Annotated in this window: 12 protein-coding genes; 11 read left to right on the top strand and 1 reads right to left on the bottom strand. The window is 59.1% G+C overall.

Translation table 11 applies throughout. The features are described 5' to 3' along the window. Positions 1-51 precede the first annotated feature (51 nt). From ACQK2G_RS14460 to ACQK2G_RS14445, 4 genes are all read left to right on the top strand, one after another. Positions 52-1,959, top strand: coding sequence for a propionyl-CoA synthetase (locus ACQK2G_RS14460; protein WP_425405743.1), 1,908 nt, complete (start codon positions 52-54; stop codon positions 1,957-1,959). A 110-nt stretch (positions 1,960-2,069) separates the two neighbouring features. Next, a complete protein-coding gene (locus ACQK2G_RS14455; RefSeq protein WP_425405742.1) occupies positions 2,070-3,362 on the top strand; it encodes an aminotransferase class I/II-fold pyridoxal phosphate-dependent enzyme in 1,293 nt (430 codons plus the stop codon). Between the two features lie 279 nt (positions 3,363-3,641). Continuing rightward, complete coding sequence (locus tag ACQK2G_RS14450; RefSeq protein WP_425405741.1) at positions 3,642-4,136, top strand: GNAT family N-acetyltransferase; 495 nt, start codon at positions 3,642-3,644, stop codon at positions 4,134-4,136. Positions 4,137-4,251: 115 nt separating this feature from the next. Continuing rightward, a complete protein-coding gene (locus ACQK2G_RS14445; RefSeq protein ID WP_425405740.1) occupies positions 4,252-4,986 on the top strand; it encodes a phosphoadenylyl-sulfate reductase in 735 nt (244 codons plus the stop codon). A 25-nt stretch (positions 4,987-5,011) separates the two neighbouring features. Here the strand turns inward: ACQK2G_RS14445 and ACQK2G_RS14440 are convergent, their stop codons facing one another. Beyond that, positions 5,012-6,010: an NAD(P)H-quinone oxidoreductase gene (locus ACQK2G_RS14440; protein ID WP_425405739.1), complete on the bottom strand. Its 999-nt coding sequence runs from the start codon at positions 6,008-6,010 to the stop codon at positions 5,012-5,014. A 109-nt stretch (positions 6,011-6,119) separates the two neighbouring features. Here ACQK2G_RS14440 and ACQK2G_RS14435 point away from each other — a divergent pair, with 109 nt between their 5' ends. The 7 genes from ACQK2G_RS14435 (at position 6,120) to ACQK2G_RS14405 (ending at position 12,437) form a co-directional block, all read left to right on the top strand. Then, positions 6,120-6,305 carry a DUF1192 domain-containing protein gene (locus tag ACQK2G_RS14435; protein ID WP_425405738.1) on the top strand — a complete coding sequence of 62 codons (186 nt, stop codon included), beginning with the start codon at positions 6,120-6,122 and terminating at the stop codon, positions 6,303-6,305. 47 nt (positions 6,306-6,352) lie between these two features. Next, complete coding sequence (locus ACQK2G_RS14430; protein ID WP_425405737.1) at positions 6,353-7,378, top strand: NADP-dependent oxidoreductase; 1,026 nt, start codon at positions 6,353-6,355, stop codon at positions 7,376-7,378. A gap of 641 nt (positions 7,379-8,019) precedes the next feature. Further along, complete coding sequence (locus tag ACQK2G_RS14425; RefSeq protein ID WP_425405736.1) at positions 8,020-9,351, top strand: O-acetylhomoserine aminocarboxypropyltransferase; 1,332 nt, start codon at positions 8,020-8,022, stop codon at positions 9,349-9,351. A 54-nt stretch (positions 9,352-9,405) separates the two neighbouring features. After that, a complete protein-coding gene (locus tag ACQK2G_RS14420; protein WP_425405735.1) occupies positions 9,406-10,215 on the top strand; it encodes an alpha/beta fold hydrolase in 810 nt (269 codons plus the stop codon). 80 nt (positions 10,216-10,295) lie between these two features. Beyond that, positions 10,296-10,913, top strand: a complete 618-nt coding sequence (locus ACQK2G_RS14415; RefSeq protein WP_425405734.1) for a hypothetical protein — start codon at positions 10,296-10,298, stop codon at positions 10,911-10,913. A gap of 58 nt (positions 10,914-10,971) precedes the next feature. Then, the gene (locus tag ACQK2G_RS14410; protein WP_425405733.1) at positions 10,972-11,409 is read left to right on the top strand and encodes an acyl-CoA thioesterase; all 438 of its coding nucleotides are present in this window, start codon (positions 10,972-10,974) and stop codon (positions 11,407-11,409) included. 134 nt (positions 11,410-11,543) lie between these two features. Next, complete coding sequence (locus ACQK2G_RS14405; protein WP_425405732.1) at positions 11,544-12,437, top strand: hypothetical protein; 894 nt, start codon at positions 11,544-11,546, stop codon at positions 12,435-12,437. Positions 12,438-12,509: the final 72 nt, after the last annotated feature.

Below are 12,509 nucleotides of genomic sequence, written 5' to 3'. Positions count from 1 at the left end.
AAGTGTTAAGTAATGATCGGCCGTAAAGAGGCCGGTAGGAATACGGGGAGGATGCCGTCGATGGGTTTGATGGACGAATTGCATGAACGGTCGTTGCGCGACCCTGAAGGGTTCTGGGCCGAGGCCGCGAAGGACATCGACTGGGTGAAGCCTTGGGACAAGGTCCTGGACGACAGCAGGGCACCGCATTTCTATCGCTGGTTCGCGGGTGCCGAATGCAACACGTGCTACAATGCCGTCGACCGTCATGTTGAAAATGGGCGCGGCGAACAGGCGGCGATCATTTATGACAGCCCAATCACCGGCACGAAGCGCACGCTGACCTATTCGCAATTGCAGGATGAGGTGTCCCGCTGTGCCGGCATGCTCAGGGCGAATGGCGTGACGAAAGGCGACCGCGTCATCATCTATATGCCAATGGTGCCGGAAGCGGCGGTATCCATGCTGGCTTGTGCCAGGTTGGGGGCGGTTCATTCAGTCGTGTTCGGCGGATTTGCGGCCAATGAATTGGCAACCCGGGTGAAGGACGCAACCCCGAAGGCGATCATCACCGCGAGTTGCGGGATCGAGCCGGGGCGTGTCGTGGCCTATCAGCCGATGATCGACGGCGCGCTGGATCTAGCGCCGGGCATCGTCGAGAAAGTCATCGTATTCAAGCGCGACGAGGCCGGATGGGACATGCGGCCGGGCCGCGATGTCGATTGGAATGAGGGCATGTCGGCCGCGCCCCCTGCCGAATGCGTCCCCGTGGCGGCGACGGATCCCCTCTATATCCTCTACACCTCCGGCACGACCGGCCAGCCCAAGGGGGTGGTCCGTGACAATGGCGGCCATATGGTGGCGCTGAAATGGTCGATGAAGAACATCTACAACATCGACCCGGGGGAGGTGTTCTGGGCCGCCAGCGATGTCGGTTGGGTGGTCGGACATTCCTATATCGTGTACGCGCCGCTGCTGCATGGGGCGACGACGATCCTTTTTGAGGGCAAGCCGGTCGGCACGCCGGATGCCGGCGTCTTCTGGCGGGTGATAGAAGAGCACAATGTGGTGACCTTGTTCACCGCGCCGACCGCCTTCCGGGCGATCAAGAAGGAAGACCCGAACGGAAGTCTGATCGGTAAATACGACATGTCGAACTTCCGCGCGCTTTTCCTGGCGGGTGAGCGTTGCGACCCGGACACGTTGTTCTGGTCGGAGGAAAAGCTGAAGGTCCCAGTCGTTGATCATTGGTGGCAGACCGAAACCGGCTGGCCGATCGTCTCCAATTGTCTGGGCATTGAGCAATTGTCGGTCAAGGCAGGGTCGCCGACGAAACCCGTTCCCGGTTACGACGTGCGGATACTGGATGAGGGATGCCACGAAATGAAGCGTGGCGAGATGGGGGCGATCAGTATCAAGCTGCCCTTACCGCCGTCTTGTCTGCCGACCCTGTGGAACGCGGATCAGCGTTGGATCGACAGTTATCTCACCGAGTATCCCGGTTATTACAAAACCGGCGACGCGGGCTACATGGATGAAGACGGCTATCTTTTCGTCATGTCGCGGACAGACGATATCATCAACGTTGCCGGCCACCGGTTGTCGACGGGCGCCATGGAGGAAGTGCTGGCGTCCCACCCCGATGTCGCCGAATGCGCGGTGATCGGCGTTGCCGATCCGCTTAAGGGGCAGTTGCCCTTGGGCTTCCTTGTCCTGAAGGCGGGCGTGGAACGCAGCCATGATCAAATTGTCCAGGAAGCGGTGAAATTGGTGCGCGAGAAGATCGGGCCTGTGGCCGCTTTCAAGACCGCGGCGGTGGTGAAACGCCTGCCGAAGACTCGTTCGGGCAAGATCCTGCGCGCGACCATGGTGAAAATCGCGGATAGCGAGGAATACAAGATGCCCGCGACCATCGACGATCCGGCCATTCTGGACGAGATTGAGGATTCGCTGCACCACGTCGGTTACGCCAACAAGTAAGAAAATCCAGAATCGACAAGGCAGGGGCCTTGTCCATCCAGCGCCGGCGGCACTACAAGGCTGCCGGCGCTTCTGCGTCTGATTGAAACTTTTGAAATGGATATCGGGTCATGAAACTGGCGGACATGGAAAAGAGTGCTCTGGAACAGGTCGAACAGGATCTTTCGAAGGAGTTCGACGCACTTAAATCCGAAGGCTTGTCCCTGGATATGACCCGCGGCAAGCCGGCGCCGGATCAACTCACCTTGGCCGACGGCATGCTGTCCCTGGTGGGCCCCGGAAATACCGCGGGCGAGGGCGGAACCGATTATCGCAACTATGGCATCGTAGAGGGTATTCCGGAAGCCCGGCGCCTGTTCGCGGATTATATGGGCGTAGCGCCGTCTCAGATCATCGTTGGCGGCAATGCCAGTCTGACCATGATGTATGACACGCTGGCCGGAGCAGTCCTATTCGGCATGCCCGGCGGAAGGGGCCCTTGGTCCCGGGTCGGGTCGAAAGACGGCGCTGCCAAGGTTATCTGCCCGGTTCCCGGATACGATCGTCATTTCGCGATTTGCGAACGCCTCGGCCTGGAGATGGTAACTGTGCCGATGCTGGAAGACGGTCCGGATATGGATGCGGTTGAAGCGTTGGCGGCCGATCCCGCGGTCAAGGCGATCTGGTGTGTGCCGAAATATTCGAATCCGACCGGTGCGGTTTATTCGGAGGCGGTCTCCGCGCGGCTTGCCAAGATGACGACCGGAGCGACCGATTTCCGGATTCTGTGGGACAATGCCTATGCGGTGCATCATTTGGGCGACGGCCCGGCCGAGATCCCGGATATTCTTGCCCTTTGTGACGCGGCGGGGAATCCGGACCGGGTGCTGATGTTCGGCTCCACTTCCAAGATCACCTATGCCGGCTCCGGCGTCGCCATGATGGCGGCCTCGGAGGCGAATATCGCGGATGCGGTTAAGAAACTGTCCTTCGCCACGATCGGGCCCGACAAGCTTAACCAACTGCGCCATGTCCGCTTCTTCGAGAACATGGGCGGCATCCTGACGCATATGGAAAAGCATGCCGCTATCGTGAAGCCGAAATTCGATGCCGTGGAAGAGGCTTTGAATCGGCGCCTGGCGGAAAAAGGCATCGCCGACTGGACCACGCCGCAGGGCGGGTATTTCGTCAGTCTGGACGTTATGGACGACTGTGCCTCCGAAATCATCCGTCTGGCCGGCGAGGCAGGGGTCAAATGCACGCCGGCAGGGGCGACGTTCCCCTACAATCGCGACCCGGCGGACCGCAATATTCGAATTGCGCCCACTCTACCGTCCGTAACAGAGATAAAGAAGGCGATGGAGGTTTTGTGCGTTGCGGTAGAGTTGGCTTGTGCGCGTCGTCTTCTTGGGAAGAACAGATAGAAGAAGATTGAAAAAGATCATCAGTATATAAGGTTATCGCGTCGGTCGGTAGATTCGTAGAATTGCGGATCATTTATGTTGCGGCGCAATATAAACAGGCTTACTTAGGCGACAGGGAGGGTGTGTTAATTATCACCTAGAGGATAAGCCGCGATGGCCCTCCCCAAGTCTGAATTTTTGTTTCCTACCATTCTACCCGATCGGGCCGCATTTTCGGCCGCGTCTACAGTCTCTGTGCGAAAATTGACGTCGCGGGACTAGCAAACCTATCAGGATCATTTGCTGCGACTGACGGCGCAGGATCGTTGCAATCGTTTCATGGGGACGCTGGGCGACGAACGCGTCCGATCCTATTGCGCCGGTCTGGATTGGTCTTCGACGGTCGTTCTGGGCGCCTTCATCGATGGTGAGTTACGCGGTGTAGGGGAACTGGCAACGGTAACGCGGTTTCCGCGCCCGGTGGCTGAAATCGCCCTCAGCGTTGAGGCTGCTTGGCAGAATCTCGGTATCGGCACATTGCTGCTTCGGCATGTGCTGAACATGGCGCGAAATCGATATGTCTCCCGCGTTTACATGATGTGCCTGATCGATAATCGAAAGATGCAGAAGATCGCGCGAAAATTCGACGCCAATCTCATAATCGAGGATGGTGGTGTCGAGGGATGCCTGTGGCCCAGTTGGCCGAATTATGCGTCCCTGATGGAAGAAGCGGCGACGGACGGGCGGGCTTTTTTCAATGCGATCGTCGGCCCGCAACAGCCAACGCGCCACTAGTGTCTTGGCCCTTCAAATTCTATTCATCAAGAAATCTAGATATATTGGTTGAAAGCCTCGCGCCAATCGTTATATCTGCTTCCTCAAAGTGGCGCATGAGGGGCTGTGTGGACAGATGTACGGGATTTTGGCGAGAAGCCCGGGCGGGGCGACAACCCGGTTGGAAGATGTTCGGTTTCGGGCACTTGAAAACAGTTTGGAAGATAATCTGAGGGATTGGCTGTTCGAGGAGTTCCGCGACCGAATTGCCGTATCGTCATCCTTCGGGACCGAAAGTGCCGTTTTGTTGCACCTGGTTTCGAGGATCGACCGCGGGGTGCCGGTATTGTTCGTTGATACCGGCCAATTGTTCCCGGAGACGATCGCTTATCGCGACCTGTTGATCGACCGCTTGAAACTGACGAACGTCCGGACGGTTTCGTCAAACGATGAAGATATCCGACGCGAGGACCCTGCCGGTACTTTGTGGTCGGTTTCGACCGATGCCTGTTGTGCGATCCGGAAGGTTCGGCCGTATCAGCAGGCGATCCGGCCGTTCGACGCCCTGATCACCGGACGGAAACGTGTTCACGGTGCTGCGCGCAGCGATTTGGACCTGGTCAATGTCACGAACGGTCAGTTCCGGATCAATCCGCTTTTCGATTGGAGCGCGGAGAAGATCGAGAACTACCTGGACAATTTCGGCCTGCCCCGGCACCCGCTGATCGCACACGGATACACATCGATCGGGTGCAAGCATTGCACCGCCAAATCGGATGGCGGCGGCAGCCGGGATGGGCGGTGGAGCGGCAGCGGCAAGACCGAATGCGGCATTCACCTCTCCACCGGATGGGTGTCTCTACGCAGCTGATTGACCTGCGAAGAAACCGTCCCCGTTAGTCCACCGTCAGCATGATCTTGCCGATGTGGTCGCTCGATTCCATCAAACGGTGGGCGTCAGCGGCCTGTTCCAAGGGAAAGGTCTTGAACAGAACGGGCGCTACTTTGCCCGACTCCAACAGCGGCCAGACGTGATTCTGAAGATTTGCGGCGATCTCGGCCTTCTTGGAGATCGGCTGCGGCCGCAGGGTCGATCCTGAAATCGACAACCGTTTCGCGAGCACCTTCATAAGGTCGACTTCGCGTTTCGATCCCTGCAGAAAGGCGATGATCGCAAGCCTGCCGTCGAAAGCGAGACTATCGATGTTCCCCTGGATGTAGTCGCCGCCGACCATGTCCAGAATGACATCGACTCCCTTGCCCTCGGTCGCTTCCTTGATCGCCTCTTTCCAATCCTGGCTCCGGTAGTTGATCGCGTGATGTGCGCCCAGGTCCAAACAGGCCTTTACCTTCTCGTCCGATCCGGCGGTTGTGAACACCGTGGCGCCAAAGGCGCGTGCCAATTGAATGGCGGTCGTCCCGATGCCGCTTGATCCGCCATGGACCAGGAATTTCTCCCCGGCCTTCAGGCCGACGCGCATGAAGACGTTCAAATAGACCGTGAAGAAGGTTTCCGGCAGGCAGGCGGCCTTCACCATGTCAAAGCCATCCGGGATCGGCAGGCATTGTTCCTGCGGTGTCAGGCAGTATTCGGCATAGCCGCCGCCAGGCGTGAGCGCACAAACGGCGTCGCCTTCGGCCCAGCGCTGAACACCTTCGCCCACGGCGGCGACGGTTCCGGCAACCTCCAGGCCCGGTAAATCGCTGGCGCCGGGGGGCGGCGGATAGGCGCCGACCCGCTGGGAAACGTCGGGTCGATTGACACCGGCGGCCGCAACTTTGATCAGCACCTCGCCCGGCCCGGGCTTCGGCACCGGGCGTTCGGCCGGGGTCAAGACTTCCGGTCCGCCGAAGGACGCGATTTCCACGACACGCATTGTTTCCGGCAAGCTCATTCCGTCATCCCCTCTTTTTGATTTATCTTCGGGGCATAGAGTTAGCGTTCGGCACGCCGAACTGAAAGCCAGAAGAAGAACCGAAAGAAAATTTTGGGAGGACCCAGGCATGATTCCCGACGATTTGGAGCCACCGAAACCGAAAACGCTCGATCCCGTGGACCTGGACACGATGTCCATTGAAGCTTTGGAAGAATATATCACGGAACGCGAAGCGGAAATTGAACGCGCCAGGGCGAAAATCGCCAGTAAGCAGTCTGCCCGCGGTCACGCGGAAACCTTCTTCAAGTCCTGACGCGGTCAGTCGAAACAACCGGTACAAGTCTCTTTAAGGGATCGTCGATGTCGAATGAAATGAAGCAATGGGTCCTGGCCTCCCACCCCACGGGCATGCCGACCTCGGAAAACTGGCAGATGCGCACAGCGCCGATGCCCGAGCCGGGCGTGGGGGAGGTACTGACCCGCGCCGTCTATTTGTCCGTCGACCCCTATATGCGCGGTCGGATCAGCCCGCGCGCCAATTACGCGGCCGGTGTCGGCATTGGCGACGTGATGCATGGCGGCGGTGTCGGCGTCGTCGTGGAAAGCAAGGATCCGGTCCTGAAGCCGGGTGACATAGTGGAAAGCTTCCGATTCGATTGGCAGGAGTACAACGTCCAGAAAGCCTCGGCCCTCCGCAAGGTCGACCCCGAAATGGGGCCGATCCATTCCGCATTAAGTTATCTGGGGCTGCCCGGCCTGACCGCCTATTTTACGCTGTTGGCGGCCGGGGAAATGAAAGCCGGCGACGATGTAGTGATCTCGGCGGCGTCAGGTGCGGTTGGGCAGGTGGCCGGCCAGATCGCCGTCATCAAGGGTGCGCGGCCAATCGCGGTCGCGGGCTCTGACGAGAAAGTGGAATGGTGCAAGGACATCGGTTATGCGGAAGGGATCAACTACAAAACCGCGACCGACCTGACAGACGCCGTGAAGCGGGCCTGTCCGCATGGCGTTGACCTGTTCCTGGACAACACGGCGGGCCCGATTCACGACGCGGTGATGCGGAATCTGGCGGAAAAGTCGCGCACTGTGATCTGCGGGACGGTTGCGCTGGCCGACAAGTTCGAAGAGCCGGATATCGGGGAGAGGTTCCTGCGCAATATCATGATCGCGCGGGCGACGGTCCGCGGTTTCATCCTTTTCGACCATGCGGACCGCTTCGATGAGGCGCGGGCCGAACTGTCTGCCTGGGCCAAGTCGGGAAAACTTCGACACAAGGAAGACATGATGCAGGGGATCGAATCGATGCCCGCCGCTTTCCTGCGCCTGATGACCGGTGCGAACATGGGGAAACAGCTGATCCAGGTCTCCGACGACCCGACATTGTAGGGAGAACTTGGCGGGCGAAATAATAGCCGCCGTTGACAAAATGTACGACTTTTGTCTGTAGGTTCATTTTTTTAACGATTTGTTAGCGAATCCGGCCTATAAATGCTCTTGACCCCAGCCCGTCACACTCCCGACGGGCCATGGCACTCTTAGACCCCCTGTTCAACTGAGCCGCATGTTGCGGCTCTTTTCTTTTCAGCACCCGGATTGTCTGACTGGTATCGGCCGGGGCGGCAGGCGTTCTATCCCGATTATTGGCAGTATATTCCAGACCATCGCGGTGAACGCCGCATTGGCTGTAAAAAATCCCCGTGGCAGTAGAAACGGTCTATTTCCCTTTTGACAATTGTTACGCGTTTGATATCGTCCGTTCCGACGCAAGTTGAACAGGGGTCCCGATTAAAAGGGGTTAGGCTTGCTATTGGGTCGCTTCGGCGACCCTTTTTTTTGGCCGAACGGGTCCAGTTTGGTGGCTGTGCGCCAACGGTATGACAGGCCGGTCCGCCGATCGCTTTGAACCGCGCAAACCTTTTGCCGTCACGCTTACGTTTCGCTACCTTCCGCGCTGGCCGACCCATCGGGGCGGCAGACGGTCCCGGCCCAAGGACGGGGCACCGAGAATCAAAGGGTGGGAGGATAGAATGGTCCAGCCGGACTTCCTGAAATTCGACACATTGGCCCTGCACGCAGGCCAGCAGCCCGATCCGGTCTTCGGTGCGCGCGCGGTGCCGATTTATCAGACCACCTCATACGTTTTCGACAATGTCGAGGAGGCCGCGGCGCTGTTCAATCTTGAGGCCGCGGGACATATCTACTCCCGAATATCCAACCCGACCGTAGCGGTGTTGGAGGAACGCATGGCCGCCCTCGACAACGGTGTCGCGGCACTGGCTTGTTCAAGCGGCCACGCCGCGCTGCACCTCATCGTCGCGACCTTGATGGGGCAGGGAAGCCATATTGTCGCCTCCAAATCCCTGTATGGCGGGTCGATCAATATGTTCGGACATACCCTGCCGCGTTTCGGGATCGAGACCACTTTTGTCGATCCGCGTGATCCGGAGGCTTTCAAGGCCGCGATCCAGCCGAACACCCGCATGCTGTTCGCCGAAGTGCTGGGCAATCCGGGGCTGGAAGTTCTGGATATCGAAGCTGTCGCCAAGGTCGCGCACGACGCGGGTCTACCGTTGGTCATCGATGCGACCTTCAGCACCCCTTACCTGTGCAGACCGATCGATTTTGGCGCCGACATCATCATGCATTCGGCGACGAAGTGGATCGGCGGCCATGGCGCGGCGATGGGCGGCGTAATCGTCGATGCCGGGCGATTTGACTGGTCCGCCTCGCAGGACGCGGACGGCAAGGATCGTTTTCCGACCATGACCGAACCCTATGCCGCCTATCACGGCATAGCCTTCGCCGACGAATACGGCCCGCATGCTTTCGTGATGCGGGCCCGGGCGGAAGGCTTGCGCGATTTCGGCCCCGCCCTGTCGCCGGCGAACGCTTTCTATCTGCTGCAGGGGCTTGAAACGCTGCCGCTGCGGATGGCGCGGCATGTCGAGAACGCGGGCAAGGTCGCGGAGTATCTCGCAGGGCACGATGCGGTTGCGTGGGTCACCTATCCCGGGCTTGAAAGCCATGCCGACCACGAATTGGCCAAGAAATATCTGCCGAAAGGACCCGGTTCGATGTTGTCATTCGGCGTAAAGGGCGGGCGCGCCGCAGGCGCAGCCTTTATCGAGGCGGTCCAGTTGTTCAGTCATTTGGCCAATGTGGGCGATGCCAAATCGCTGGTGCTGCACCCGGCGACGACGACGCACCGCCAGTTGAGTGCCGAGCAGTTGAAGGCGTCGGGGGTAGGAGAGGACCTGGTCCGCATGTCGGTCGGTCTGGAAGATCCGGACGACCTGATCGCAGACCTGGAACGTGGATTGCGGGCAGCCTCCAAGGCGGTGCCTCAGGCCGCCGAATAGGGCGCGACGGGCGGAATGATTGGGAACAGCGACCGGATAGGGAAGTAGCCGACCATGTTTGTGAGTGTAGATGGGAGTCCGGCCTTCGTGGCGGATGGCGGGCAGGCATTCGATGCCGTGAAACCCAGCGTCGTCTTCGTACACGGTGCCGGAATGGATCATACGGTCTGGGGGCAACAGACCCGTTATATGGCGCATCACGGCTTCAATGTTCTGGCGGTGGATCTGCCGGGTCACGGCAAGACACCGGGGGATCCCTTGCCGTCAATTGAGGAAATGGCCGATTGGCTGATCCGGTTCATTGAGGCTGCGGGTGCCGCGCCTGCGATCATCGTTGGTCATTCAATGGGCACGCTGGTGGCGCTTGAAGCCGCCGCCAGAAAGCCGGAGGCAGCACGCGCCCTGGTCTTGTGCGGCAGTTCGGCCCAGATGGGTGTTCACCCGGTCCTGGTCCAGGCGGCTGAGGAGAATCGCATCCTGGCGCCCGAATTGATGTCGGCCTGGGGGCACGGGCCGAAAGCGCATCGCGGCGGTAATATCGCCAGCGGCGTCTGGCTGGTCGGCGGCGCCGTCCGTCTGCTGGAACGAGCGCGGCCGGGCGTTATCGCTTCCGAATTGAAGACATGTGCCGCCTACAAAGGGGCCGTTGCAGCAGCGGAACAGATCAAGGCGCCGGTGATGATTGTCGCCGGCCGGTACGATAAGATGACACCGGTCAAGGCGGCCGCGCCATTGGCGGCGGCGCTGGCCGACGCTCGTACCCATGTGATCGAGGATGCCGGCCACATGATGATGTTGGAAGCGCAACAGGAAACCCGGCGCGTTCTCTTTGATTTCTGCCGGGAAGTCGTCGCGCAAAATTGAGGCGGTTGGTCACGGTCTTCCGCTGTCTCCCGGCACGAAGGTTCGGGCTTGGGAAGTAGGTCTTCACGGGGAGGACGGTTATGGCCAAGGCCCGTTTCATCGCGGATGGCGCCCGAGTTGCGCTGATTAAGCATGAAGGCAGTGACGACCTCGCCACGGCGGCCGGGTCATTCGTTATCGAAGTCTACAAGACGACCGAAAACCTGTCGGACCTGCCGGAGGATGAAGATCTTGCGGCTTTCTCGCTGCTGACCGATGAACAGGTCGCATCTTCCATCGCCCGTCTTTTAAACGCGGCTTTGATGATCGGGATGGAGGATTTGCCGTCCACTTCCGCCGCGGTCGAGATCCTGTTGAGCCAGTTGTTGAGCGACGTCTCCAAGTCCGACCCGGCACAGTTGATGGAGGCAGCGTTGCACTATGTCTTCGGTCAGGAGAAATGGGACCTGGACGTTGCCCGCGAAGAGCGTGACGACGGTATTCGTTTCAACATCGTCCATTCCAAAGAAGAGGATCTGCCACAAGCGATCTTCATGTCCACACGCGGCAAGACGCCGGCCTTTTGGGTCATGCAGGATGCCCGTATCGTGCAGGGCACGCATGCCTACAAGATTCCGATCCAGGCCGCGACTGCATTGAAGCACGAGCTATTCGACTATATGAAAATTCACGACGTGAAGATTCCCAGAAAGGTCTGAAAACGGCTGGTTTGGGATTTCGAGTACTTCCCCCACGAACTTTTAAGAGCGAGCATCGATGAAACGCGAAGACGCCCCGGGCCGCGACGAATTCCCTTTGTTCCGGTCGATCACCACCCGCTGGATGGATCAGGACTCGTACGGACACGTGAACAACGTCCAGTACTATTCCTATTTCGACACGGCGGTGAACCAGCACCTGATCGAAGAGGCGGGTCTCAACCCGCGCTCGACAGATGTCGTAGGCATGGTCGTGGATACACAATGCAGCTTTTTCCACGAATTGACCTTCCCGGAGACCGTTGAGGCCGGCATTCGCGTGTCGAAGCTGGGACGCAGTTCGATCACCTATCAGATCGGTATTTTCCGGCAGGGCGAGGACAAGCCCGCAGCGCTTGGTCATTTCGTGCATGTTTATGTGGAGCGCGCGACCATGACACCGACGCCGATCCCGGCCCATGTGCGCGCCGCAGTGGAGCCTCTTGTCGTTGAATAACTGTCTGTCGCAGTGGTTTTTCTTGCCTTTTTGTCAACGACTGTTGACCGAGTGATCGCGGTCATAGGGAGGGTCGTAAGAAGCGGCCATATTGCCCGTACGAGTTAGTCACAACTTCTGTTTCGGGTGTATCCATGAAGAAGCTTTTGAATGTCATCGCTGTGTCGGCGCCGGTTATCCTAACGCCTATCGTGCCGGCCGCCGCGGCGAGCTGGGTTATCGACTCCCAAGACGTTCTGGGCTTCGGCCTGGGGGCGGCCACGACCGGTTCGATCGACATCAGCGGCCTGAATGGAAATGTCGACGGTCCTTCGGTCACCGTATCCGCATCGGGCGGTTTGACTCTGCAAAGAAAGTCGATCCCGTCGCTCAGCCGTTCGGCGCTGTTCGAGACGGATGGCGGCAGTATCAGCAAGGTGCTGGGGACCAGTGCACCGCCGACGGGTGAGATCAACAACGAGGGCCTGACTTTCGACTTCAGCAATCAGGTCTTCCTGAACCAGTTGACCGTCGCGCATCTTTACCCGGCGGGTGAACACAACGACTCTTTCGGTGAAGTCGGCGTTATCGAGGTAACCCGCGCCAATCTCTCCATTGATAGTTTCTATCTGCGTCCGGACAGCGAAACGACGGCCAGCCTATACTCTTCCCTGTCCTTCACTTCTGCCGATCTGGTTCCGCTGGTAACCGTCGTCAACTTGCAGCCGGCGATCGACGGGCAGAACGACGGTTCGGACGGACCGGGCGATATCGTGGTCGAAAAATCCAGTCAGGGCGGTCCTGGGAACCAGGGCGGCGTTTGGCAGATTTTGGGTGACAACCTGTTCGGCGATTTCGTTTCTATGACGCTGCGCGGCCTCGACCAGGATAATATCGGCGGGAATACCGGCGACTCGGACTTCTCCTTCGTAGCAGCCGGCGGTGCGATCTCGGCAGTACCGCTGCCGCCCTCCCTGGCCATTTTCCTTTCTGCGCTGGTGGGATTGGGTTTCCTGTCGCGGAAACGGTCGGAAAACCAGGCGCTTTGAGACGGTGGATCGAGGCATTCTTTCTGAAGTAAAAAGAGCAGGCCGATTGGCCCGCTCTTTCTCTTTGGTCCA

The organism is Hwanghaeella sp., assembly GCF_965227365.1.
Classification (GTDB): Bacteria; Pseudomonadota; Alphaproteobacteria; order UBA8366; family Aestuariispiraceae; genus Hwanghaeella.
This window is presented reverse-complemented; position numbering and strand designations above follow the sequence as displayed.

Bases quoted from the DNA above. Each gene is read 5' to 3' on its own strand.
- ACQK2G_RS14410 (WP_425405733.1), top strand. From the start codon at position 10,972: ATGAAACGCGAAGACGCCCCGGGCCGCGACGAATTCCCTTTGTTCCGG.
- ACQK2G_RS14430 (WP_425405737.1), top strand. From the start codon at position 6,353: ATGTCGAATGAAATGAAGCAATGGGTCCTGGCCTCCCACCCCACGGGC.
- ACQK2G_RS14455 (WP_425405742.1), top strand. From the start codon at position 2,070: ATGAAACTGGCGGACATGGAAAAGAGTGCTCTGGAACAGGTCGAACAG.
- ACQK2G_RS14425 (WP_425405736.1), top strand. From the start codon at position 8,020: ATGGTCCAGCCGGACTTCCTGAAATTCGACACATTGGCCCTGCACGCA.
- ACQK2G_RS14420 (WP_425405735.1), top strand. From the start codon at position 9,406: ATGTTTGTGAGTGTAGATGGGAGTCCGGCCTTCGTGGCGGATGGCGGG.
- ACQK2G_RS14405 (WP_425405732.1), top strand. From the start codon at position 11,544: ATGAAGAAGCTTTTGAATGTCATCGCTGTGTCGGCGCCGGTTATCCTA.
- ACQK2G_RS14435 (WP_425405738.1), top strand. From the start codon at position 6,120: ATGATTCCCGACGATTTGGAGCCACCGAAACCGAAAACGCTCGATCCC.
- ACQK2G_RS14445 (WP_425405740.1), top strand. From the start codon at position 4,252: ATGTACGGGATTTTGGCGAGAAGCCCGGGCGGGGCGACAACCCGGTTG.
- ACQK2G_RS14460 (WP_425405743.1), top strand. From the start codon at position 52: ATGCCGTCGATGGGTTTGATGGACGAATTGCATGAACGGTCGTTGCGC.
- ACQK2G_RS14440 (WP_425405739.1), bottom strand. From the start codon at position 6,010: ATGAGCTTGCCGGAAACAATGCGTGTCGTGGAAATCGCGTCCTTCGGC.
- ACQK2G_RS14415 (WP_425405734.1), top strand. From the start codon at position 10,296: ATGGCCAAGGCCCGTTTCATCGCGGATGGCGCCCGAGTTGCGCTGATT.